The 22,163-nt window shown below is 68.4% G+C and carries 25 protein-coding genes; 23 read left to right on the forward strand and 2 right to left on the reverse strand.

All coding sequences use genetic code 11. The features are described 5' to 3' along the window. The first annotated feature begins 22 nt into the window (after nt 1-22). The 6 genes from ACQ859_RS21125 (at nt 23) to ACQ859_RS21150 (ending at nt 5,832) form a co-directional block, all read left to right on the forward strand. Nucleotides 23-1,384, forward strand: a complete 1,362-nt coding sequence (locus ACQ859_RS21125) for a TAXI family TRAP transporter solute-binding subunit (RefSeq protein WP_431262613.1) — start codon at nt 23-25, stop codon at nt 1,382-1,384. 149 nt (nt 1,385-1,533) lie between these two features. Next, nucleotides 1,534-3,120, forward strand: coding sequence for a carboxylesterase/lipase family protein (locus tag ACQ859_RS21130; RefSeq protein ID WP_431262614.1), 1,587 nt, complete (start codon nt 1,534-1,536; stop codon nt 3,118-3,120). Between the two features lie 82 nt (nt 3,121-3,202). Further along, nucleotides 3,203-3,685 carry a GreA/GreB family elongation factor gene (locus ACQ859_RS21135; RefSeq protein WP_431262615.1) on the forward strand — a complete coding sequence of 161 codons (483 nt, stop codon included), beginning with the start codon at nt 3,203-3,205 and terminating at the stop codon, nt 3,683-3,685. Then, nucleotides 3,682-4,326, forward strand: a complete 645-nt coding sequence (locus ACQ859_RS21140) for a glutathione S-transferase (protein WP_431262616.1) — start codon at nt 3,682-3,684, stop codon at nt 4,324-4,326. Before ACQ859_RS21135 ends, ACQ859_RS21140 begins: the two co-directional genes overlap by 4 nt. A gap of 158 nt (nt 4,327-4,484) precedes the next feature. Further along, complete coding sequence (locus tag ACQ859_RS21145) at nt 4,485-5,447, forward strand: hypothetical protein (RefSeq protein ID WP_431262617.1); 963 nt, start codon at nt 4,485-4,487, stop codon at nt 5,445-5,447. Between the two features lie 67 nt (nt 5,448-5,514). Further along, nucleotides 5,515-5,832: a hypothetical protein gene (locus ACQ859_RS21150; RefSeq protein ID WP_431262618.1), complete on the forward strand. Its 318-nt coding sequence runs from the start codon at nt 5,515-5,517 to the stop codon at nt 5,830-5,832. Between the two features lie 137 nt (nt 5,833-5,969). On the opposite strand, the gene ACQ859_RS21155 is transcribed toward ACQ859_RS21150, so the two are convergent. After that, a complete protein-coding gene (locus tag ACQ859_RS21155; RefSeq protein ID WP_431262619.1) occupies nt 5,970-6,353 on the reverse strand; it encodes a hypothetical protein in 384 nt (127 codons plus the stop codon). Nucleotides 6,354-6,823: 470 nt separating this feature from the next. On the opposite strand from ACQ859_RS21155, the gene ACQ859_RS21160 reads away from it, so the two are divergent. The 7 genes from ACQ859_RS21160 (at nt 6,824) to ACQ859_RS21190 (ending at nt 10,947) form a co-directional block, all read left to right on the forward strand. Then, on the forward strand, nt 6,824-7,036 hold the full coding sequence (locus ACQ859_RS21160; protein ID WP_431257523.1) for a hypothetical protein: 213 nt from the start codon (nt 6,824-6,826) through the stop codon (nt 7,034-7,036). A 31-nt stretch (nt 7,037-7,067) separates the two neighbouring features. Further along, nucleotides 7,068-7,388 carry a hypothetical protein gene (locus ACQ859_RS21165; protein WP_431262620.1) on the forward strand — a complete coding sequence of 107 codons (321 nt, stop codon included), beginning with the start codon at nt 7,068-7,070 and terminating at the stop codon, nt 7,386-7,388. A gap of 58 nt (nt 7,389-7,446) precedes the next feature. Beyond that, nucleotides 7,447-8,061 (forward strand): alpha/beta fold hydrolase, encoded by a 615-nt coding sequence (locus tag ACQ859_RS21170; protein WP_431262621.1) that lies wholly within the window; start codon nt 7,447-7,449, stop codon nt 8,059-8,061. A 390-nt stretch (nt 8,062-8,451) separates the two neighbouring features. Beyond that, nucleotides 8,452-8,673, forward strand: a complete 222-nt coding sequence (locus tag ACQ859_RS21175) for a hypothetical protein (RefSeq protein ID WP_431262622.1) — start codon at nt 8,452-8,454, stop codon at nt 8,671-8,673. Between the two features lie 114 nt (nt 8,674-8,787). Further along, nucleotides 8,788-9,513, forward strand: coding sequence for a hypothetical protein (locus ACQ859_RS21180; RefSeq protein ID WP_431262623.1), 726 nt, complete (start codon nt 8,788-8,790; stop codon nt 9,511-9,513). Beyond that, on the forward strand, nt 9,470-9,994 hold the full coding sequence (locus tag ACQ859_RS21185) for a hypothetical protein (RefSeq protein ID WP_431262624.1): 525 nt from the start codon (nt 9,470-9,472) through the stop codon (nt 9,992-9,994). The genes ACQ859_RS21180 and ACQ859_RS21185 overlap by 44 nt, the downstream gene beginning before the upstream one ends. After that, the gene (locus tag ACQ859_RS21190) at nt 9,994-10,947 is read left to right on the forward strand and encodes a glycoside hydrolase family 6 protein (RefSeq protein WP_431262625.1); all 954 of its coding nucleotides are present in this window, start codon (nt 9,994-9,996) and stop codon (nt 10,945-10,947) included. Before ACQ859_RS21185 ends, ACQ859_RS21190 begins: the two co-directional genes overlap by 1 nt. A gap of 72 nt (nt 10,948-11,019) precedes the next feature. Here the strand turns inward: ACQ859_RS21190 and ACQ859_RS21195 are convergent, their stop codons facing one another. Further along, on the reverse strand, nt 11,020-11,682 hold the full coding sequence (locus tag ACQ859_RS21195) for a TetR/AcrR family transcriptional regulator (RefSeq protein ID WP_431262626.1): 663 nt from the start codon (nt 11,680-11,682) through the stop codon (nt 11,020-11,022). A gap of 240 nt (nt 11,683-11,922) precedes the next feature. On the opposite strand from ACQ859_RS21195, the gene ACQ859_RS21200 reads away from it, so the two are divergent. The 10 genes from ACQ859_RS21200 to ACQ859_RS21245 all read left to right on the forward strand — a co-directional run bounded on the left by ACQ859_RS21200 (nt 11,923) and on the right by ACQ859_RS21245 (nt 22,110). Next, nucleotides 11,923-13,107, forward strand: coding sequence for an MFS transporter (locus ACQ859_RS21200; protein ID WP_431262627.1), 1,185 nt, complete (start codon nt 11,923-11,925; stop codon nt 13,105-13,107). Between the two features lie 295 nt (nt 13,108-13,402). Beyond that, nucleotides 13,403-13,843, forward strand: a complete 441-nt coding sequence (locus ACQ859_RS21205) for a DUF2147 domain-containing protein (protein WP_431262628.1) — start codon at nt 13,403-13,405, stop codon at nt 13,841-13,843. Nucleotides 13,844-13,884: 41 nt separating this feature from the next. Next, nucleotides 13,885-14,823: a TorF family putative porin gene (locus tag ACQ859_RS21210; protein WP_431262629.1), complete on the forward strand. Its 939-nt coding sequence runs from the start codon at nt 13,885-13,887 to the stop codon at nt 14,821-14,823. Beyond that, nucleotides 14,823-16,472, forward strand: coding sequence for a xylulokinase (locus ACQ859_RS21215; protein ID WP_431262630.1), 1,650 nt, complete (start codon nt 14,823-14,825; stop codon nt 16,470-16,472). Before ACQ859_RS21210 ends, ACQ859_RS21215 begins: the two co-directional genes overlap by 1 nt. Beyond that, nucleotides 16,469-17,131 (forward strand): class II aldolase/adducin family protein, encoded by a 663-nt coding sequence (locus ACQ859_RS21220; RefSeq protein WP_431262631.1) that lies wholly within the window; start codon nt 16,469-16,471, stop codon nt 17,129-17,131. Before ACQ859_RS21215 ends, ACQ859_RS21220 begins: the two co-directional genes overlap by 4 nt. Continuing rightward, on the forward strand, nt 17,131-18,669 hold the full coding sequence (locus ACQ859_RS21225; protein ID WP_431262632.1) for an aspartate aminotransferase family protein: 1,539 nt from the start codon (nt 17,131-17,133) through the stop codon (nt 18,667-18,669). Before ACQ859_RS21220 ends, ACQ859_RS21225 begins: the two co-directional genes overlap by 1 nt. Beyond that, on the forward strand, nt 18,666-19,304 hold the full coding sequence (locus tag ACQ859_RS21230) for a hypothetical protein (protein WP_431262633.1): 639 nt from the start codon (nt 18,666-18,668) through the stop codon (nt 19,302-19,304). The genes ACQ859_RS21225 and ACQ859_RS21230 overlap by 4 nt, the downstream gene beginning before the upstream one ends. Nucleotides 19,305-19,563: 259 nt before the next feature. After that, nucleotides 19,564-19,908 carry a hypothetical protein gene (locus ACQ859_RS21235; RefSeq protein WP_431262634.1) on the forward strand — a complete coding sequence of 115 codons (345 nt, stop codon included), beginning with the start codon at nt 19,564-19,566 and terminating at the stop codon, nt 19,906-19,908. Continuing rightward, nucleotides 19,908-20,390 (forward strand): hypothetical protein, encoded by a 483-nt coding sequence (locus tag ACQ859_RS21240; protein ID WP_431262635.1) that lies wholly within the window; start codon nt 19,908-19,910, stop codon nt 20,388-20,390. Before ACQ859_RS21235 ends, ACQ859_RS21240 begins: the two co-directional genes overlap by 1 nt. Nucleotides 20,391-20,619: 229 nt before the next feature. Continuing rightward, on the forward strand, nt 20,620-22,110 hold the full coding sequence (locus tag ACQ859_RS21245; protein WP_431262636.1) for a carbohydrate-binding protein: 1,491 nt from the start codon (nt 20,620-20,622) through the stop codon (nt 22,108-22,110). The last annotated feature ends 53 nt before the right edge of the window (nt 22,111-22,163 follow it).

A 22,163-nucleotide genomic window follows, 5' to 3' on the forward strand; every position in this document is an offset into this window, starting at 1 on the left:
TCGGAAAAGATCGCGCCCCTCCATGACCCCGATACAGCAATGGCATGCCACCCGCAGCCTGCGCCTGCTGGTGCAGACGCTGCGCGACATGATGGTCTCGATGGGGCCGCTGCTGCTGCTCGGCGGCGGTCTGCTGATCGCGGCCTACTGGTGGCTGGATCCGCAGCCCCCGCGCCAGGTGCGGCTGGCCACCGGCCCGGCCGGCAGCGCCTACGCCAACTTCGGCGAGGGCTATGCGAAGGCGCTGGCGCGCGAGCGCATCCAGGTGACGCTGATCGCCAGCGAAGGCGCGCAGGACGATCTGGCCCATCTGCGCGCGGGCACGGCGGATGTGGGCTTCGTCCGCGGCGGCATGGCCGATCCGGCGGCCGACACCGAGGCCGGCATCGTCTCGCTGGGCAGCCTGTTCTACGAGCCGATCTGGATCTTCTACCGCCGCGATCTCGGCATCGCGCGCCGCCAGCCTGGCGGTGAACTGGAGCGCCTGGCCCAGCTGCGCGGCCTGCGCGTCAACGTGGACCAGGACGGCAGCGGCGTCCCGCAGATCGTCGAGAAGCTGCTGACGCTGAACCACCTGAAGCCGACCGATCTGCAGCTGTCCAATCTGTCGCCCGACGACGCCGGCGCGGCGCTGCGCGAGGGCCGGCTGGACGCCGCGGTGCTGATCTCCGCGCCGCAGGCCCGCCTGATCCGGGCACTGCTGCGCGATCCGGCCATCGCGCTGATGGCCTTCGAGCAGAACGAGGCCTACTCGCGCCACCTGCCTTTCCTGTCCACCGTGACGCTGCCGCGCGGCGTCGTGGACCTGGCGGCCGACCTGCCGCCGCACGACGTGCCGCTGCTGGCTACCACCACGGCGCTGCTGGCGCGCGAGCAGACGCACCCCGCGCTGCGACAGCTGTTCGCGCAGGCGGCCCTGGGCCAGCACAGCGGGGCCGGCTGGTTCAACGGCGCACGCGACTTCCCCAACACCCGCACCAGCGAGCTGCCGGTCAGCGCCGAAGGCGACCGCGCGATCAACGGCACGCCGCCGGCCTGGGCCCGCTACCTGCCCTTCTGGGCCGGCAACCTGCTGGAACGCATGTGGCTGGTGGTCGGCGGCCTGCTGGTGCTGATGCTGCCGCTGTCGCGCGTGGTGCCGCCGCTCTACACCTTCCGGGTGCGCTCGCGTGTGTTCCGCTGGTATGCGCGGCTGCGCGAGGTGGAAGCCAAACTGGAAACCGGCACCGGCGAGCGCGAGGCCCTGCTCGACGAGCTCGACGAGCTGGACCGCGTCACGCACCGCATCGCGGTGCCGCTGTCCTATGCCGAAGAGCTTTATGCGCTGCGCAACAACATCTATGCGGTGCGCAAGCGGCTGATGGCGCAGCGGCCTCAACCGTAGCGCGGGGTCAGGACTTGCCGGCCCGGCCGGCGGGCGCGTGCAGTTCCCCGGCCGTGCGGATCGTCTGCCGCTTTTGACGCTTCGTCGCGCGTGGGTTGCCGCCTGTCGGCGCGAGGCGGAGAGTCGACGCTTTCATCGCGAAAGCACGCATGTCCCTGAGCCACTTTTTCGGCCTTGCAGCCCTGGCCCTCAGCTCACTGGCCGGAGCCGCGACCGTCCGGGTCGCCGAAGGCGAACTTGCCGGGGCGACAGCCAGCAAGGTCGAGTCGTTCAAGGGGGTGCCGTTCGCGGCGCCACCGGTGGGCGACCTGCGCTGGCGCGCGCCGCAACCGGCCATTGCCTGGGACGGCGTGCGGGATGCGAGGCGCTACGGGCCGGCCTGCATGCAGGCCGGCAATCCGTGGCCGATCGGAACCCCTGCGGAACCGCAGAGCGAGGACTGCCTCTTTCTCAACGTGTGGCGGCCCTCGGGCGTCGCGGCCACCGCCCGCCTGCCCGTGATGGTCTGGATCCCCGGCGGCGGTTGGACGGACGGCTCCGGTTCGGCTCCCCTGTACGACGGCAGCCGATTGGCGCAGCGTGGCGTCATCGTCGTGACGCTCAACTACCGCGTCGGCGCGTTCGGCTTCCTCGCCCACGAAGCGCTGTCGAAGGAGAACGCGCACGGGAGCTCAGGCAACTTCGGCCTGCGCGATCAGGTCGCGGCGCTACGATGGGTGCGCGACAACATCGGCGCATTCGGCGGCGACGCGGCGAACGTCACCCTCTTCGGCCAGTCCGCGGGCGCGATGTCGGCCAATCTCCTGACCGTCTCGCCGCCGGCGCGCGGGCTGTTCCGACGCGTGATCGGCCAGAGCGGGGCCGTCTTCATTCCACCCGCGATGGCGGGCGGCGACGCGTTCCGCCTGAAAGGCGCTCAGGCCGAAGGCGCACGTTTCGCGCAGGCGCTGGGCGCTCCCACCCTCGAGGCGCTCCGCCAGGTGCCCGCGGCTGCGATCGTCGAGGCGCAGCGGCGCTTCTCCTTCCACTTCATCCTCGACCACGAGATGCTGCCGCAGGAGCCGTGGGCGGCCTATGCCGCGGGGCGCCAGGCGCCGGCCGACCTGTTGATCGGCTGGAATGCCGACGAGGGTCGACTGTTCATCGCCGACCAGCAGGTGACGGCCGCCACGTTGGAGAAGGGGATCGCCGACATGATCGGCGAATTCCCCGCGTCGCTGCGCCCCTGGTACCGCGCAAGGACCGATGTCGAGGCTCGCGCCGCGCGGGCCGCGTTCGAAGGCGACCTGCGCATGGGCTACGACACCTGGACCTGGATGCGCCTGCAGGCGCGCACGGGCCAGGGCCGCGTCTTTGCCTACCGCTTCGATCAGCAGCCGCCCGCGCGCCCGGGTTCGCCGTGGCACGGCCTTGGCGCAACGCACGGCGCTGAACTGCCCTACGTGTTCGACGCCCTCGCCGTTCAGGGCTGGACGTCGCGCCGCGCTGACCAGCGCCTCGCCACCGCGATGGCCGACTACTGGACCAACTTCGCCAAGACCGGCAATCCCAACGGGGCGGGTCTGCCGCGTTGGCCGCGCTACGCTCCGGGGGCGTCCGGTCGTCCGCCACAGGTGATGCGCCTCGGGCCAAGGATTCAACCGGCGCCGGAGACCGGCACGGGGGCGTTGGAGGCCATGGACGCGCTGTTTCAGGCCGCGCGCGGCAAGGATGCCGCTGCGGTGACTGATCACTGAGGCCGGGACCCGCGGTCACCGGGCTGGTCGTGGCCGTCACAATCCGGGGGTCTCAGATTGTTCGAGGTGTCGCCCTTTCATCATGGATAAATCGTTGCTGCAGCAGCAGGTGCTGGAACGGCTCGCCGAAGACCTGCTGCAAGTCGAACAGGCGGCGCGCGCTGCGCATGAAACGGCGACTCACGAAGAGAACATCGCCGAAAACAAGTACGACACCCTGGGTCTCGAAGCTGCCTATCTGGCCACCGGCCAGGCGCGTCGCGCCGAATCCATCCGCCAGGCGATGGCCAACTGGCGCCAGTTCCGCCCGAGCCCCTACGACGCCAGCAAAGGCATACAGCTCGGCGCGCTCGTCTGCCTGGTCGATGCCGACGACCGGCAGCAGCTGCTCTTCCTCGGCCCAGATGGGGGCAGCATGAAGTTGGTGAACGACGCTCAGCTCGTTCAGGTCATCAGCAGCGACGCCCCGTTGGGCAGGGCCGTGATGGGCAAATGCGAAGGGGATGAGGTGTCGATGCAGGTCGCAGCAATCCGACAGCAGTTCGAGGTCCTGTGGGTGCGTTGAGCCAGTTGCCGCTGCTCTACACCTTCCGCCGCTGCCCCTACGCGATGCGCGCGCGGATGGCGCTCCTGCAAGCCGGGCGGGCCTTCGACGCGGTGGAGGTCAGCCTGCGCGACAAGCCGGCCAGCTTGCTGGTCTTGTCGCCCAAGGCGACGGTCCCGGTGCTGCAGTTGCCCGACGGCCATGTGATCGAGGAGAGTTGGGACATCATGCGCTGGGCGTTCGCGGAGTCGGATGCACAGGGCTGGTGGGCGCGGGCGCAGTCGCCCGACAACCTCGACCTGCTGCAGCGGAATGACGGCGACTTCAAGCGTCACCTGGACCGCTGGAAGTACCCGCAGCGCTACGCGGGTGAGACCCTCACGCCAGACGGACACCGAGACAAGGCGGTGGATGCGCTTCTGCGACCGCTGGAGGCGCGACTGAGCAGCGCGCCCTGCCTCGGCGGCGCCACGCCATGCGCCACCGACGTGGCCGTGATGCCCTTCGTCCGCCAGTTCGCCGCAGTGGACCCGGGATGGTTTGCAACGCTGGACTTGCCGTCGGTACGGTCATGGCTGGACGGCTGGCTCGTCGATCCGCTGTTCGCCGCCTGCATGCACAAGTTGCCCGCGGAAGGGGCGAATCGATTTCCGCCGCTCTGACCCGTGCTCGCACAACGCGCGGCACAAGCTGGACGTCTTGAGACCACCGACGCCACCCTTCCAGCACAATCGCGCCCACAACAGAGATCACAGAGGGAGCGATGGACCATTTCGACGACTTCGACACCAGCCACTGGAAGACTGCGGACAAGGCGTGGGTGGCCGAACGCAAGCAGCAATGGGTCGAGACCGACAAGCTGCTACTGGTGCTGGAAAAGGACAACAAGAAGGCGCGCGGCATCATCAAGCGCTACTTCCTGAAAGGCATCCTGCCCGATTGGAAGGCGCTGCATGACTGGAATCAGAACTCCACGACCCGGCACCTGGACCTGCTGCTGTTTCTTTACCTTCATCCCAGCCGCGACGACGCCGTGCTTCGCCCGCTGCGCGACCAGTTCCTCAACAACCCTCATGCGTTGCCAGCCGATCGGCTGATGGGTTTCGATCACCTGTGGGCCCTGGGCCTGACCTGGGCCTCACAAGGAGGCCAGCGGATGTTCCGCCTGTCCGAGCTGGAGAAGGAATTGGGACAGCCGTGCGGGGACCTGCCCGCTTTGCCTGCGCCCTACGAGGACTGCCGCTGGGTCGAGGTCCATACCGAGGGTCAGAACGAGCGCCTGTTCAATCTCATGTGGCCCGATCTGAATCAGCGTCGCGTGAGCTTGCCCGTCACCCGCGACACCTACCGCCATCGGGCGCCGAGGTTTCCGGTCGACCAGGAGGAGTTCGATCTGCCGTCCGAATCACTGGCAACGCTGTGGAGCATGAGTCGATGGCTGGTACGACCCGCCACGTCGAGCCGCGGCGACAGCGACATGATCTTCCAGTACGAACGACCGCTGGAGCTGTGGTACCTCCATTGCTCGACGAAAGACGCGCCGAAGGCTCGCGCCGACCGTGAACTGGTGCTGCTTGCGCTCTATCGCATCTTCCACTTCGATCGCGAAGGCGAGCCTGAGAACAGTCCCCGCAACCGCTTCGTGCAACGCACCCGGGCGCTGCTGACGCAACGCGAGTTCTCCGCGTCGTTCCGCGCGCTGGTGGATCTGAGCAGAAGCCCCGATCTCGTCGTGACGGATCCGTGGGGACAGGATGCGAAGGTGGAGGCGCCTGCTTTCTGATGTCCGCGGTCGAGGATCGATTAGCAGGAACCTGCGTTCCTTCGGCCTCACGATTGAGAATGAAGCGATGAATCCCCGTCGTGTGCATGAGCTGATGCGAGAGCATTTTCCCGAGCGCCCGAAGTCGGCCAGCGAATGGGTCGTGGCGATCGATGAGCAGGGGCTTCGCGTGTCGGTCCTCGAAGACCTGGTGCGAAGGTATATCGCTGCCGACCTGGTGCTGGTCGAGGCCAACAGAAAGATCGGCGGAATGCTCGCCATCCCCGCAGCCATCGACTTCGTGGCTGCTCATGCGAACAAGGGCCGCATCCTGCTCGCCAACCGCGAGTTTTCCGGGTTCGTGGTTGTGGAGTCGAACGGGGTGGCAAGCGGCTGGTCGAAGTAACGCAGGTGAACGTCCAGCCAGAAGCACGCCTTGGGCAGCGTGTTGAAGACGCATGCCCTCACCTACCGTCTCTGAGCAAGAGGTTCCACGCGAGGTGCTCAGCCATGGCCGTCACCTCGCTGCTTTAGCTCTGCCGCTCAAGAAACCACCTTCTTCCGATCGTCGTCCACCGCGCGCTCCACCACCCCAAGCATGCCGAGGCCTTCGCGCAGCGACTCCTTCACCGCGGTGGCCACGTGCTTGGCCGGATCGCCCTCCGCGCAGTTGTCGGCGAGCATGGACAGCATCGACGCACCGCTCACCAGCAGTGCGCGCAGGTTGGCCAGCGCCGAGCCCGTCGTCAGATCCGCCCGCAGGCAGATCGCATCGGAGCCCAGCCGCGGTCCGAAGATCAGCGGCTCGGTCATGCCCCAGTCGTGCTGCAGGTGGATCAGCGTCTGCTGATCGCAGCCCGCGAGCGGATGCCGCGAGCGCAGCGGCTTGTCGGACTCGTCGATGCGTGCTTGTTGGAAACTTGCCATGTCGTACTACCCCGGTCAACGTTGGAAGCCACCGGCTACGGCGTTGAAGGCGACAGGCCTTCGGATCGACCGGAGAGGTGGGCGAGATGTCAAAAGCACGGCAATGACGTGATGGCCGTCCTCGCGGAGAGGCCCATCTCGCCCATGATCGAGAGATCAGGGACGCAGACACCGATCGCAGGACCGGAGCCGGAAATTGCATGGCGCTTTTGAAACACCGGGGTCCATGCTCGGTCCGATCGGGACTTCGATCTCTGATCTATATCAAAGACTTCTGGCGGTTCGTTCTTTAGAGGGAATGCGGAGGACGCCCCCTTAAGGGTCAGGACTTGTCGGTGACTTTTATTGGCAGGCTACCGATAGGCTTTCTAGAAGATGCCGCAGTTGGTGGCCAAGCAGATCGGCCACCCCACGCGTCGGCTTTGCAGCGAAAGCGGACGCTATGCTGGATGTCCACAACTGATATCACTATGTCCGTCCAAGACACCACGAACTACAAGGTGTATGCACTACTGGCTTCGTTCGGCCTGTCCCGGCAGCAACTGCTGGCGGTTGCAAAGGAGGCCGAACTGCACGAGTTGCGGCAGCTTCGAATGCTGCGACTCACGTTCAATCTGTCGCTCCAAGAGGCACAAGCGGAGCTGGCAGCGTATGACGAATGCTCCTCACGCCAACAGCCTTAAATGTGACGCTTGGCGTTCCAGCGCACTGTCAATGCCCGCTTTCAGCCTGAAGCGGACATCGCCGAGTGAGAATCAGCCCATCGAGAAATCGCTGCTTGAGCTGATTGACGAAGCCATGAAGGACATTCAGCCGATGGCTGCCACCGCTTGGAAGCCCGCGGTAAGCATCGGGCGACAACTCGAGTGGACCAAGATGTTCGCGCTCGGACTGGAAACGGGGCCAAGGCCCGGACCGTTTTCGATGGGGCTTATCGCTGTCCGGGAATTCGATATGTATGGTGACCGTCCGCACCTCTCCGCACGCTTCAGCGAAATTCAGCGGCGTGTCGAGGCAAAACTTGCGAAGCCTTAGATCCATTCACGCAGAGGCGTGTCCGCTTCCCGCCTGAACCGATCCATCCAACCTACACATGTCCCAAGCTTCATTCCTCTTTCTGCCCGGTGTCACCGGCGACGGCAACTTCTGGTGCCCGGTCGGGGAGCGCTTGACGAGATCGGGCGCCCGGTCCTTCGTGAGTTATCCGGGACTTGGCGCTCAGCCTGCCTCTCCATCGGTGAACAGTCCTGCCGATTTGCTGACGCTGGCGGAGAGAAAATTATTGGAGCTCGCCGGCTCCGTCGTGGTGGTCGCTCAGTCGATGGGGGGCATTCTGGGCGTGCAGCTGGCCCACCGCCATCCTGAGCGTATTTCCCGGCTCGTCCTTGTCGCGACCTCGGGCGGGTTCGACGTCCAGCGTCACGGCGCGGTCGACTGGCGAGACGACTTCGTCAAGCGGTTCCCGGAAACGCCGAGTTGGGCGCTCGGCCCGGGCCCGGACCTCACGTCGGCTTTGCAAGGGTTGCGCATGCCCGTGCTGCTGATCTGGGGCGACCGCGATGAGATCAGTCCGCCGGCTGCTGGTGAGCATCTGGCGTCGCTGATCCAGCAAGCAACGATGCATGTCGTGCCCGGCGGGGATCACGGACTGGCGGGCCAGTTTCCCGATCAAGTCGCCACGCTGATCGACGATTTCGTGGGGGCATAGCAGGCACGGCGTTCGGGTAGGCTGCTAGTCGATATTCACCCGCCAGAGCGTCCTTCTTCAAACGGGCCCTCTCGCTGGCGACACGAGAAGTCATAAGGCGCTTTCGGCGTTCATTCTCGTGAGCAGGTTACCTCGCCGGCGAGCTTCCGCTCAAGGTCTGCTCTCAGCCTGAGGCCGCCGCCCGCTCCGTAGCGATCAAAGACGCAGTGTTCGGGCCATGAGGATTGCCGAACCATGGCATCCAGTCGCGCCCCGCCATGATCTGTCTGATTCTCCAAGTTGCGCCGGACCGCTCGCCGGCGGACTCCGGAGGTCTCCCCATTCTGATGCAGGCCCAGGGCGCGTCACGGCACGGCGATACTTCAGACCGCCCCATACAGAGGAGACGCGATGCCATCGGTGCGGACGAAACGGATCACCGCCTGGCTGATCGCATCGGCGGTGATCGGCGTGACCGTCCTGCTGATCGCCATCCGTCCCGGCGCCGAGGCGCAGCAGGCGGCCTGCGCGCAGCACTGCCTGCCGCGGCACGGCATCTGGGCCCCCGACCCGACGCTCGCGGCGCGCGACACGTCGGGGAAAGGCGTCCCGTCCGTTTGCATCTGTAACTGACGTCCCCCACCATCGGGACGGCTGGCCAAGAGTCATTTGCACCCGTCCCGCCGACCCGGCAACATGGGCCGCTTGCCGCCGGACCGTCCGGCGGCGCCTTGCAGGGAGTTCGTCATGGCACGTGCCGTCGTTCCTGGTCCGATCGGGTTGGATGTCGCCCGGCTGATGTCCGATCCGGGCACGAAGTGGATCGGCGACTCGCCCCGCCCCGGGCCGGTGGGGCTGGACGCGTCCGCCGGCGACAACTGGCTGCTCGTGGCCGCGGACTTCACGCCGCCGGCCAACGCCCCGTACGTCCCCGCGCCACAGAAGCCCATCGCCACGCCCGAGGGCGGCGCCCGCGGGCTCACCACCGGCGAGATCGCGATGGCCCGCCTGCTGTTCAAGGACGCGCTCGACTACACGAGCGTCAAGGTCCACAACGACGAGTACCTGCCCTTCGGCTGGCAGCCCGACGACACCGCCATGACGCCCAACGGCGAGATCTACTTCAACCAGAAGCACTTCAAGGAAGACTTCTCCCTCACCGACGTCTACACCCGCCAGTGGTTCATCCACGAGATGGTGCACGTCTGGCAGTACCAGCTCGGCTACCCGGTGCGCCTGCGCGGCGCCATCCGCATCGGCCTCGGGTACGACTACGAGTTGAAGTCGGGCACCACCCTCGGCGACTACAACATGGAGTCGCAGGGCGACCTGCTGGCCGACTACTTCGCCCTGAAGCACATGAATGCGCCCGAGGCGATGCGCCAGCAGCAGTTCGCGAATCAGATCACGCTCTTCGAAGAGGTCCTGAATGCCTTCCTCCAGAACCCGGCCGACAAGGCGAACCTGCCTTGAATCCACCCTGGCGCTCGCGCTCTGCGCGTCGCTGAACACCGCCTGCGCCTACTCCCGCATGGGCGACGCCGAGGTCCGGGCGCAGGGCGGTCAACCCTGCTTCACCATCTCCGCCAAGGAAGCCGCACGCGGTCCCACGATCCGCCTGCAGGCGGTGATGATCAGCGACACCTCGACGAAGCCCGTCGACCGGGTCTGGTCGGTCAGCTTCGACCAGCAGCGCCTGCCGACGATGTCGCCCGACAGCTGCGTCGCCTACGGACAGACGCCGGAAGGCGCCACCTCGAAGCCCGCGCCCGTGCCCGAGCTTCAATCGGGCAAGGTCTATCAGGTCCATCTGAACACGAGGTCATCGGATTCGTCCGATCCCACGCGCGGCTACGTCGGCAAGTTCTGCTTCATGCCCGACGACACGGCCGGCCGCAAGCTGGTGTCGTTGAAGCCCGGATCCCCCGAATGGATCGACGAGGTCTGCCGCTGATGAGAACGACTGTCTTGCGACGCCTGCCCGCCCTGCTCCTCGCCATCACCGGCATCGCCCACGCCGCCGACTTCTACGGCGACCCGAATTCAGAAGCCCAGAAGTGGGTGAAGGCCCATCCGTCCGACGGCCGCGTGAACGACATCCGCGACCGCATCGCCAATCAACCGGCCGCGCGCTGGTTCGGCGACTGGACCACCGACATCGGCACGGACGTCGCGGGCTACGTCGGCCGTGCCACCGCGGCGGGACGCACGCCGGTCCTCGTCGCCTACAACATCCCCGACCGCGATTGCGGCGGGGAAGAAAGCAGCGGCGGCGCCACATCGGCCACCGCCTATCGCGACTGGATCTCGACCTTCGCCTCCGCCGTGGGCGCGACGCGCTCGGCGGTCATCGTGCTCGAGCCCGATGCGCTCGCGGACCTGGGCGGCACGAAGTGCGCCAGCCTCAAGGCCACGCGCCTGTCGCTGCTGGCCTATGCCACCGCACAGTTCAAGAAGAAGTCGCCGCTGAGCAAGGTCTACCTCGACATCGGCCACAGCAGCTGGCTGTCGACGACACAGGCCGCGGATCTGCTGGGCCAGGCCGGCATCAAGGACGCGAGCGGCTTCTCGCTCAACGTCTCCAACTTCAAGACGACGCAGACCGAAACCACCTATGGCAAGGCCGTCGCGGCGGAACTCGCCAAGGGCGGCTTCGGAACGAAGACCTTCGTCGTCGACACCAGCCGCAACGGGAACGGCCCGCCGCCCGTCTACGAGGGCAACTGGTGCAACCCGTCCGCGCGGAAGATCGGCGTGGCACCCTCGGTCTCGCCCGCCGGCGAGTCCCCCGAGATGCGCCTGTGGCTCAAGAACCCCGGACTCTCGGATGGCCAGTGCGGCACGAGCAGCGCGAAGGCGGGGATCTTCGATCCCGAACTCGCCTACAAGCTGATCCACGGCTACTGAAGGACGCCGGGCAGCCGGCGCCGCCCGTCTCCTCGACCATGTCGTCGACCCTCGCATCGGCCATCGAGACCGTCAGCGCATCACCTTCGCCAGGTGGCTCGCCATCATGCCGGCCGTGATGCGCGCGACCTCCTTGGGCTTGAGGCTTTCGTCGAAGAGCATCTCCACCGTCGCGTAGATCAGCTCCACGACGATGCGGCTCGCGAGCTTGAGCTCCGCGCGCTTCGCGCCCGGCAGTGCCTTCACCAGCAGCCGCGTCTGCGCTTCCGTGACCGCCGCGTGCGACGCCAGACGCACCTCCTGCAGCGCGGGCACGGCCCGCATCGCCCGCATGATCCACACGCCCGCGGGCGTGTCGCGCGTGGCCGCGTAGGTGTCCAGCAACAGGCCCGCCAAAGCCTCCTCCAGCGCCGGCACGCCGCGCTGCACCACCTCCACCGACATCCACTTCGCGACGCACTCGTTCTGGCGCTGCATCAGGCGTTGCCCGAGCTCGAACAGCAGCGCGTACTTGTTCGGGAAGTACCGGTAGAGCGCCGGCGGCGACAGCCCCGCCCGCATGCAGACGAGGTTGGTGGAGAGCCGCTCCACGCCGACCTCGATCAGGGTCTGCGCCGCCGCCTCGAGGATGCGCTCGTAGGTCTCCGTGGCGCGTTGCTGCGCCGGCAGCTTCTTGGCGGCGAGCGCCGGTGCCGTCACGGCATCGGGGTCGGCCTCGGCGGCGACACCTGTCACGCCCCCGCCCCGGGCGCGATCGACGGTGCGAGGGCGAGCGCGGACGCCGGGACGTCTGCGGGGATCTTGCGGCGCGAAGCAGTCATAGGCGTAGGCATCGGCATGAGCATCGACGGAGGCATCGATGGGGCGTGGCGGGCTTGGGCTCTGCGGGATTCTTCCAGGGTCGACGAGGATGCCGGAAAGATAGCCATGACTATAAGATCTCCGCTCATCTTCCAACGCATGGTTTGCGCCGAGATGAGCACACTTCCTTTCGCGGTTCCGGCTCCCGCCTCGACGCGCTCCCGTGGCGCGCAGGCCCTGGCGATCATCGTCGGCTCGGTGGCGTTGCTGATGCTCGGCCTGCAGCCGCTGCTGCTGGGCGCCCTGCTCGAAGCCGGCCATGTGACGCTGGAAGGCGTCGGCCTGGTGGCGATGGGAGAGATCGTGGCCCTGGGACTGGGCGTCCTGATCGGCGACCTGGCGCTGCCGGTGCGCTCGCTGCGATCGGTCACCGTCCTGGCCGCCCTCGCCGCGGCGGCGCTGAACCTCGTGACCATGCGCGTCACCGGTGATCTGGCCCTGGGGCTCGTCCGCGCCGGGGCCGGCGTCGCCGAAGGCCTGATGGTCTGGAGCACCACCGCCGTCATCGTCCGGGCCGCCGTTCCCGAGCGCCTCGCCGGCCTGTTCTTCGTCGTGCAGACGCTGGCGCAGTCGATGCTCGGTCTCGCGTTGGCGCACCTCGTCATCCCCGGGTCCGGCTGGCCGGGCGGCTTCGCCGTGCTGGCCGGGCTCTGCGGCGCGGCCGCGCTGCTCGCCCTCCTCTTCGCCCGGCCGCTCGCCCCGCTCACGTCCACGGTGAGCCAGGCCGGCATCGGCATGACCTGGACCCGGCCCCGCGTCGGCACGCTGCTGCTCGTCTTCCTGCAACTCGCCACCCTCGGCGCGCTGTGGGCCTATGCCGAGCCGCTCGGCACGCGCGCCGGCTTCTCGCCGTTGGCCGTCCAGACGCTGATCGCCGCCGGGCTCGGCATGCAGGTCGTCGGCGGCAGCGTCGGCACCTGGCTCGTGCGCCGCCTGCCGGTGCGACCCGTGCTGCTGGGATGCGCGGTCGTGCTCGGGCTCAGCGCACTCGCCATCGCGCGGACCGCGCAGGGCGGCACCGTCGCCTTCGCCACGCTCTGCGGCCTGTTCACCTTCACCTGGTTGTTCATGCTGCCCTTCCAGATGGCGCTCGCCTTCCGCGTCGACGGCAGCGGACGTGTCGCCTCGCTGGTGCCGGCCGCCCAGCTCTTCGGCAGCGCATTCGGACCGCTGATGGCCTCGCTGGTCGTCACCGGCGACGAGGTCGCGCCCGTGCCTTTCGTGGCCGCCGCGTTCGCCGCGCTGGCGGTGCTCGCGCTGCCCTTGACGCGCTCGCCCTCCCGGCTCGCGGTGGACTGATTCCGCCGTCCATTCCGAAGGCAGCAGCGCCCTTCTTGCTCCCTCTCCCGCTTGCGGGAGAGGGTTGGGGTGAGGGCCAGCGGACTCGGCAGTCAGAAAGAAGGCTTCCGCACTTCCGCCGCTGCTGGCCCTCACCCCTGCCCTCTCCCGCAAGCGGGAGAGGGAGTCGGAAGACTCCCGCACTTCCACCGTCGACCGCCAGGGTTTCTCCGCAAATCAAATTCGATAGTCATCGCTATACCATAGCTATCACTATCCAATTGACGCGAGGGCGGGTCCCTCCGGAGAGGTCGCGATGGCAGCTCGACAAGCCCTTCCACGACGAACCGCGAGCGCGGCGCTGTGCCTCGCGCTGCTCCCCGGCCTGGCGATGGCCATCGGCCCGGACGACGCCAAGGGCCGATGGCTGAGCGCGGACGGCGGCGCCGTCATCGAGTTCAAGCCCTGCGACGACAAGCCGACCGCGCTGTGCGGCCGCATCGTCTGGGACAAGGATGCGGGCCAGGCCAACGACACCTGCGGCATCCAGATCGCGCAGCTGGACCGCTACGAGAACGAGGCCTGGCGCGACGGCTGGGTCTACGACCCCCGCGACAAGAAGAAATACAAGGGCGCCCTGCGCGTGAGGAGCGGCGATCTCTACATCCGCGCCTACATCGGGACCGAGATCCTCGGTCAGACCGAGCAGATGAAGCGTGTGGCGGAGTTGCCCGCCACGCCGGCCTGCAAGTCCTGAGCACCCCGCAGGTCCTGAATACCAGAACGAGGAGACACGAGATGACCGACAAGACTCCCGCGCAGTCCCCCATCGATTCGCTGTCGTCGCTGGCGCCCCGGATGGCGCTGTGCGCCTCCGCCGTCCTTGGCTGCCTTGGCGCCCTTTCCCCCATGGCCGCCCGCGCCGACGAGTCCGGCACCGCCACGATGGGCATCGAGACGGAAGTGAAGCTGCTGTCCGACCTGCGCAACCGCGGCGTGTCGGACTCCGGCCGCAAGCCGTCGCTGCAGCTGGGCGTGCAGCTCGCGCACGAGTCCGGGATCATCGGCCTGGCGCAGCTGTCCACCGTCAGCAAGAAGGCATTCACCGACGGCGACGGCTTCAACCTGCTGCTCGGCACCGGCTACCGCTTCGGCGATCCCGACGGCTGGCACTTCGGCGTCGGCCTGGCCAAGGAGTTCTTCCCCGGCGCGAAGTTCGACGCGCCCCACGGCATCGACATGGAGGCCGGCGTGCCGGTGGACTTCCGCCGCACCCGCTACGACACCGCCTACGCCGTGCTGGAGATCGGCTGGGGCAAGCTCGAAGGCCGTATCCTCAACGTGCTCTCGCGCTCCTACCGCGGCGCGGACACCGGCGGCGTCTGCGGCCAGATCCTCGTCGCCGGCGTCGACCCCACGCCGGCGCTCGAGTGTTATGCGCGCGGCGACCAGAACTCCCGCGGCAGCCTGCTCTACGACCTCACCTACCGCCATCCGCTCACGCCCACCACCACGCTCAACCTGCATGCCGGCACGCAGAAGATCCGCCACTTCAAGGAGGCGGACTTCAGCGACTACTCGATCGGCGTCACCCACGTGCGCTGGGGCCTCAACTTCACCGCCGAATGGGTCGCCACCAGCACCCATCGGCCGGAGCTCTTCATGATCCCCGACGGCGACGGCTGGAAGCGCCAGGACAACAACACCGTCGTGGTGTCGGTGTCGCGCAAGTTCTGATGACGTCGTCGGCCACCGCGCCTGCCCCTACCGAGTCGTCGCGTCCCTTCTCCTCGTCCGCCGCGCCGCTGGTGCTGGCGGTGGACCTCGGCACCAGCGGCTGCAAGTGCGCGCTGGTAACGCTGGCGGGCGAGGTCGTCGCCTGGGCCTTCCGACCCGTTCCGCTGCACGTCGACGGCGCGCGGGCGGAGCAGGACCCGCAGGCCTGGTGGCAGGCACTGCTCGACGCCGCCGGCGAAGTGCTCGCGCCCGACGCGGCGCGGCGCCGGCGTGTCACGGCGGTGTGCTGCTCCACGCAGACCGAGGTGACCGTCTGCCTCGGTCACGACGGCCGCGCGATCGGTCCGGCCTTCAGCTGGCTGGATGCGCGCGGCGCCGCGGCGATCCGGCGCCGCCTGCGCGGCCGCTGGCTCAACATCGAGGGCTACGCGCCGCTCAAGCTCTGGCGCTGGCTGCGGCTCACCGGTGGCGCGCCGTCGCTCAGCGGCCGCGACGCCGCCGGCCACATGGCCTTCATCCGCGATGAACAGCCCGCTGTCCACGATGCCACGCGCTGTTTCCTCAACGCGCTCGACTACCTGAACTACCGGCTCTGCGGCCGTGTCTGCGCGACGCAGGATTCCATCCTCACCAGCTGGGTCACCGACAACCGCGATCCCTCGCGCATCCGCTACGACGACGGCCTCATCCGCGCGCTGGGACTGGACGCCGACAAGCTGCCGCCCCTCGTGCGCTCCACCGACGTGCTGGGGCCGCTGCTGCCCGACGTCGCGGCGGCACTGGGACTGCCCGCGTCCACGCCGGTCGTGGCCGGCGCGGTCGACACCTCCGCCGTCGCGGTCGGCGCGGCGGTGTCGGACTTCGAGACGCATCTCTACCTCGGCACCTCGTCATGGCTGGGCGCGCACGTGCCGACCATGCGCACCGACGTCCGCCACAAGATCGCGGCGGTGCCCTGCGCGGTCGATCAGCGCTACCTGGCGCTCGCGCTGCAGTCGACGGCCGGCGCCAACCTGTCCTTCCTGCGCGACCGCATCCTCTACCACCCCGACGAGCTGGCGTCCGACGAGGAACATCCCGCCGTCTACGAGCTGCTCAACAAGATCGCCGCGCGCGTGCCGCCCGGCGCGCGCGGGCTGATCTACACGCCCTGGCTCTTCGGCGAACGCACGCCGGTGGACGATCCGCTGCTGCGAGCGGGCTTGATCAACCTCTCGCTGGAGCACTCGCGGGAGGACATCTTCCGCGCGTTCCTGGAGGGCGTCGCGCTGAACACGCGCTGGATGATGGCGCCGTTCGCGCGGCTGCTGGGGCGCTCCCCCGGTACCATCGCGGCGGTGGGCGGCGGCGCGCAGAGCGACGTCTGGTGCCAGATCCTCGCGGACGTCACCGGCCAGCCGATCCGGCAGCTCGAGAATCCCATCCAGGCCAACGCGATCGGTGCGACCTACCTCGCGGGCATCGGTACCGGCGCGCTGGGCTTCGGGGACCTGGCGGCGCTGCGGCGCACGCGCCGCGTCTACGAACCGGCCGTCGCATTGAGCCGGCTCTACGGCGACAAGTTCGAAGCCTTCAAGGAAGTCCGCGAACGTCTGGCGCCGCTGTACCACCGCCTCAATCGCGTGCCCGCGCCGGGAGTCGCCCCATGAAGCACGAGATCGCCCGCCTCCACGTCGTGGACCTCTGCCTGCGCCTGTCCGAACGCGGCTACTTCGCGGGCACCGGCGGCAACCTGATGCTGCGCATGGACGAGGGACTCGTCGCCGTCACGCCATCGGCGACGGACTACCTGGTGATGCGGCCGGAGGATGTCTGCGTGTTGCGGCTCGCCGACCTGACCGTCGTCGACGACGCGAGCAGCGGAGAACGCAAGCCCTCCGTCGAGACCGCCCTGCATGCGCGCGTGCTGCGCGCGCGGCCGGACGTCGGCTGCAGCGTCCACACGCATCAACCGCTGGCGAGCGCCTGCGCGCTCATCGGTGAGGCGCTGGTGGTGCCGGAGGCGCACCGGCGCTGGCTCGGCGCCGAGGTGCCGGTCGTCGGTTATGCGCCGTCGGGCACCGCGTGGCTGGCGGGCAAGCTGGCCAAGGCGGTCCGCCCGGACCGCCAAGCCTATCTGCTGCGCAACCATGGCATCCTGTGCTGCGCCGCGGACAGTGCCACCGCGCTCGACGCCGTCGAGCACCTCGAGACCCTCGCCCGCGATCTGCTCGCGGCGCGCATCGACGAACGCGCCCGCCGCGAACCCGGGCTCATGGCCCGACTCGCCCCGGTGCGCAATCTGCTGCTTCATCCGAAGGGACCGTGATGTCCATGCTTGCCCCCGCCTCCGCCGCCGCCACCTCCCCATCCGCCTCTGCGCAGGAGCGCCCCGCCGCGTCGGCCGCCGGCACCCCGCCGCCGGCGGCGGCCGCGCTTCCCTCCTGGCCCGACACGCACGCGCTCTACGAGCGCTTCGCCGCGCTGGTCAACCAGCCGATGCGGCCGATCCGGCCGGACGCGATGCCCAAGGTCCTGCGCTGGTTCGACGACCACTGCGCCGGTTCGAAGCGTCTCGCGGCGCAGGCCGCCACCGTGATTCCCGGCGGCGTGCAGCACAACCTCGCCTTCAACCATCCGTTCCCGCTGGCGATCACGCGGGCCGAGGGCGCGCACCTCACCGACATCGACGGCAACCGCTACATCGACTTCCTGCAGGCCGGCGGACCGACGCTGCTCGGCAGCAATCCGCCCGCGGTGCGCGCTGCGGTGCACGCGCTGCTCGACGACTGCGGCCCGGTCACCGGCCTGCTGCACGAGTACGAGGTCAAGCTCGCCGAACTCGTCTGCCGGCACATGCCCGGCGTGGAGATGCTGCGCATGCTGGGCTCCGGCACCGAGGCGGTGATGGGCGCGGTGCGGCTCGCCCGCACGTTCACGAAGCGCCAGCGCGTCATCAAGATCGGCGGGGCGTACCACGGCTGGAGCGATCAGCTCGTCTACGGCATGCGGCTGCCCAAGACCGGCCGCATGGAGGCCATCGGCATTCCGCGCGGCGCGACGGCGAACACGCAGGAGTGCCTGCCCAACGACCCCGAGGCGCTGCGCCGGCTGCTGCGCTGGAACCGCCTGCGCGGCGGCACGGCGGCGGTGCTGCTGGAGCCCTTCGGTCCCGAGAGCGGCACGCGGCCTGTGCACCGCGAGTACAACGCGCAGGTCCGCGCGCTCTGCAACGAGTTCGGCGCGCTGCTGATCTTCGACGAGGTGGTGACCGGCTTCCGCGCCGGCATAGGCGGCGCGCAGGGCTACTTCGGCGTGACGCCCGACCTGACGGTGCTCGGCAAGTGCCTGACCGGCGGCTACCCGATGGCGGGCGCGATCGGAGGCAAGCGGGAGATCATGATGTCGCTGGTCGGCGGGATCGGGACGACCTCGCGGCGGGCTTTCGTCGGCGGGACCTTGTCGGCCAATCCGCTCAGCTGCGTGGCGGGCTACCACTCGCTGCTCGAGGTGGAACGCACCAACGCGCCGGCGGTGGCAGGACGCGCGGGCGAGCGCCTGCGCATCGGATTGGAAGAGATCATCCAGCGGCGCGGTCTGCCCTACGTTGCGTACAACCTCGGCTCCATCGTGCACCTGCAGACTTCGGGCGTGCTGCTGCTCGACACGAGCAGCCTGTGGAAGCTCATCAAGGTCAAGAACGAGGCGAAGCGGCGCAAGCACATGATGGAGGAGATGGGCGCGGCGTTCACCGCGCACGGGCTGATCTCGGTGGCGGGCAGCCGGCTCTACACGAGCTTGGCCGACACCGACGATGTGATCGACGATGCGTTGAACCGCTTCGATGACGTGATGGCGCTGACATGAGCGAAGAGACTTTTCCCGAGACCTGGCGCAGCCTTCGCCAGCGGCTGCTGGCGCGCGGGTTGATGCCGCAGGCTTCGGACAGCGTGTCGCTGCGCGATCCCGCGAGCGGGCGCATGTGGTGGGGGACGGCCGGGGATGCCTCGATGCAGGCGCTGCCGCTCGATCCAGGCCCGCAGGGGTCCCCGGGGGTTGCGTTGCATCGCGCGGTCTACCAGGCACGACAGGACGTCTGCGCGGTGCTCGTCGGCGGCGGCCCGTTCTGCCGGCAGATGTCGGCCTTCGGCGGATGGATGCCGGCCGTCTTCGACGAACAGATCCGCCAGCTCGGTCACATGGCGCCTCCTACCCATCACCTGTCGCAACTGCCCGGCGCGCTGGCCGAGGGCGGCAACGTGGCGCTGCATGCGGGACAACTGCTGCTGCTCGGCATGACGCCGTCCCGCCTGGCGCTCAACGCGGAGCTCTTCGAGAAATGCGCGAAGGCCTGGGTCCCGGCCACGGCCAGCGGTGCGAAGCTGCGCACGCTGCCTTGGCTGGTGCGGCATGTCGCCAACGGCAGGCTCATGAAGGAAGAGGCGCGGGCGCGGGAGCAGGTGCGGCGGGGACTGCGGCCCGAGGAGACGCGCGGATACTGAACGGAGCGAGGACTGCGGCGGCCGCTGGCCCTCACCCCTCCCCTCTCCCGCAAGCGGGAGAGGGGGTAATGCAGGCAGTTGCGCGTGGATACGGCGCCTGCCATCCAACCGCCTTCCGCGTCCGTTCGCCGGCGCCATCCGCAGGCCGTGACACGCGTTGGCCATGGGTCGATCAATTCGATTACAACGCGCTGTGCGCTTGGCCATTTGCAAGCGAAGCGCCTCCGCTTGCAGCAGCGCATCGAATCAGGATTTCCCCATGAAGATGTACATCCTCGTCAGAGACGATATTCCCCTCGGCTTCGCGATGGTCGCCGTCGCGCACGCTTCCCTGGCGGGCTACCTCAAGTTCCGGGACACGCCGGAGGTCGCTCGATGGCTGGATCCCGGCCCGTTCTTCAAGGCGGTCTGCAAGGTGAGCGCCAGGGAGTTCGAACAGGCCAAGCAGTTCGAGGATCACGTCGTGCTCACCGAATCCGCACTCGGCCATCAGGAAGTCGCCATCGTCTTCAAGCCGCGCGAGGAGTGGCCAAAGATGTTCCGCTTCCTGCGGCTCTATCGCGATGCGCCGACGCCCGGCGACCTGCCTGACGGGAGTGCGTGATGAACAAGCCCAAGCCGCCGCTCTACCGCAAGGAAAACACGACCGCGCACACGATGCGCGATCGCCATCGCGCACGCGACTTCGGCGACACGCGCAACACCAAGGCCGAGCAGATGTCGGACGCCACGCGTCGCCCCATGCATGGCAAGGAGCAACGTGGTCGTGACTACACGCCGCTCTATCGATTCCTGCTGTCCAAGGTCGGACAACCGTGGTCGGAGGTCCATTCGGAGGCCGTCGGCAGACTCGATCGTCCCGACCCGATCTTCTGGATGGTCGCGCTGCACGAGGACGATCGGAAGGACTACGTGTGCACCGGGGAGTCCAGCCATTTCAGCGGCCTCTACGTCGATGAGGCAGGCCTGCTGCAACTCGTGAATCCCGACGTCGGCCCGTCCACCCTGGCACCGACCTGCCGCTGCTGCACGCACACGTTCAACGGCGTCCCGTTCACGAAGACCTATCGTTATCCCGGCGATTGAACGCGCCCCACCCTACCCCTTTCGCGGTAGCTCCAACGCGCAGACGTTTCGCCGCTCGCATCTCATTACCGCCCGTCACACCCCGCCGGTTTTCAGGTTCGTAAAGTCGCCTCGCCCTCATCAGCGGAGCTTCAAGAACATGACCGGACTGGACACCTCCACGCGCCACGCACGCTCGCCACAAGCGACCTTTGCCCGCCGTTTCCGATGGACGCTCGCGCCCCTCCTCTTGGCCGCGCTGACGGCCTGCGGCGGCGGCGAAGGCCTCGACCCGCGCGTCGTCGCGCAGGGCTCGGCGTCCGCGTCCGACGCGTCCGATGCGTCCGATGCGACGGATGCGATCGATGCCACCGTCGCGCAGGACGACGGCGCCCGCGCGACCATCCAGGCCACGGCCCCCGCGAAGTTCCGCCACCCCGGCATCTTCATGAGCCAGGCGCGCCTCGACACCTTCAAGGCCGCCGCCAACTCCCCGTCCGGCAGCGGCATCAAGACCGGCTACGCCGTCGTGCTCGCCGACTCGCGCAGCAACTACACGTATGCGCATCAGGCGCTGACCACCGTCGAGGTCGTCGGCAGCGCCAGAGGTCCGCAGGAGTCGCGCTTCAAGAACGACGCGATGGCCGCCTACCTCAACACCCTGCGCTGGGTGAAGACCAACGACGTGCGCCACCGCGACAAGGCCGTCGCCATCCTCAACGACTGGGCCACGACCTTCCGCGGCTTCACCGTCGCCTCCGGCACGAACGCCGCGCAGGTCCAGCTCGAGGCGGCGTGGATGCTGCCGGTGTGGATCAGCGCCGCCGAGCTCCTGCGCCACCACGGCGGCGGGCTCGGCAACTGGCCGGCCGCTGAAGTCACGCGCTTCAACGGCTTCGTCGACCGCCTCTACACCGAGACCGCGAAGGCGCAATCGCGCGTCAACAACTGGGCCGTGTCGGCCGCGCTCGGCATGATGGCCACCGGCGTCTACCAGGACAACCCGACCCGTTATGCCGCCGGCCTGACCCGGCTGATCGAGATGATCCCGGTGTCGATCTACGGCAACGGCGAGATCAACGAGCTGAAGGCCCGCGACTGCTGGCACCCGCAGTACAACCTGATCGGCATCGCCCAGGCCGCCGAGATGGCCGCCAACCAGGGCGACAACTCGGTCTGGATGCACAAGCCCAACGCCAAGGACGCGCTGCCGCGTCTGGCCATGGGCCTGGAATACATGGCCAAGTCGCTCGCCAACGGCTCGGGCGTGCGCGACTGCCGCAACTATCACACCGAGTCCGGCTACACCGAACTGGCGCTCAACGGCTACGTCAGCCGCAGCGTCGCCATCCCCAACTTCCAGTCGTACGTGCGCTCGCACGGACCGGACCAGGGCGGGTACGAGTTCCTCGGCTGGACCACCGCCACCCACGGCACCGACACCAGCGGCGCCACGCCGCCACCGCCGGCGCCTTCTCCTGCGCCCGCTCCTGCTCCTGCTCCGTCTCCGGCGCCAGCGCCAGCGCCCTCACCGGCCCCGGCACCGTCTCCCGCGCCTGCGCCGAGCTGCGCGGCCTGGAGCGAAGGCAAGACCTTCAACGCCGGCACCGTCGTCAGCTACCAGGGCAAGACCTACAAGGCCCTCGTGACGCACACCGCATGGGCCGGCGCCGGCTGGACCCCGGCCACGACCCCGACGCTGTGGACGCCGGCGTCGGCCAGTTGCGGCAGCGCCAGGTAGCCCTCTTCCAGGCCGCGAGCAGCGGGTGGCTGACCGGACCGCGCCGGACCTGA

Origin of the sequence: Roseateles chitinivorans (assembly GCF_050632235.1) — a bacterium.
GTDB classification, from domain to species: Bacteria; Pseudomonadota; Gammaproteobacteria; order Burkholderiales; family Burkholderiaceae_C; genus Roseateles; species Roseateles chitinivorans_A.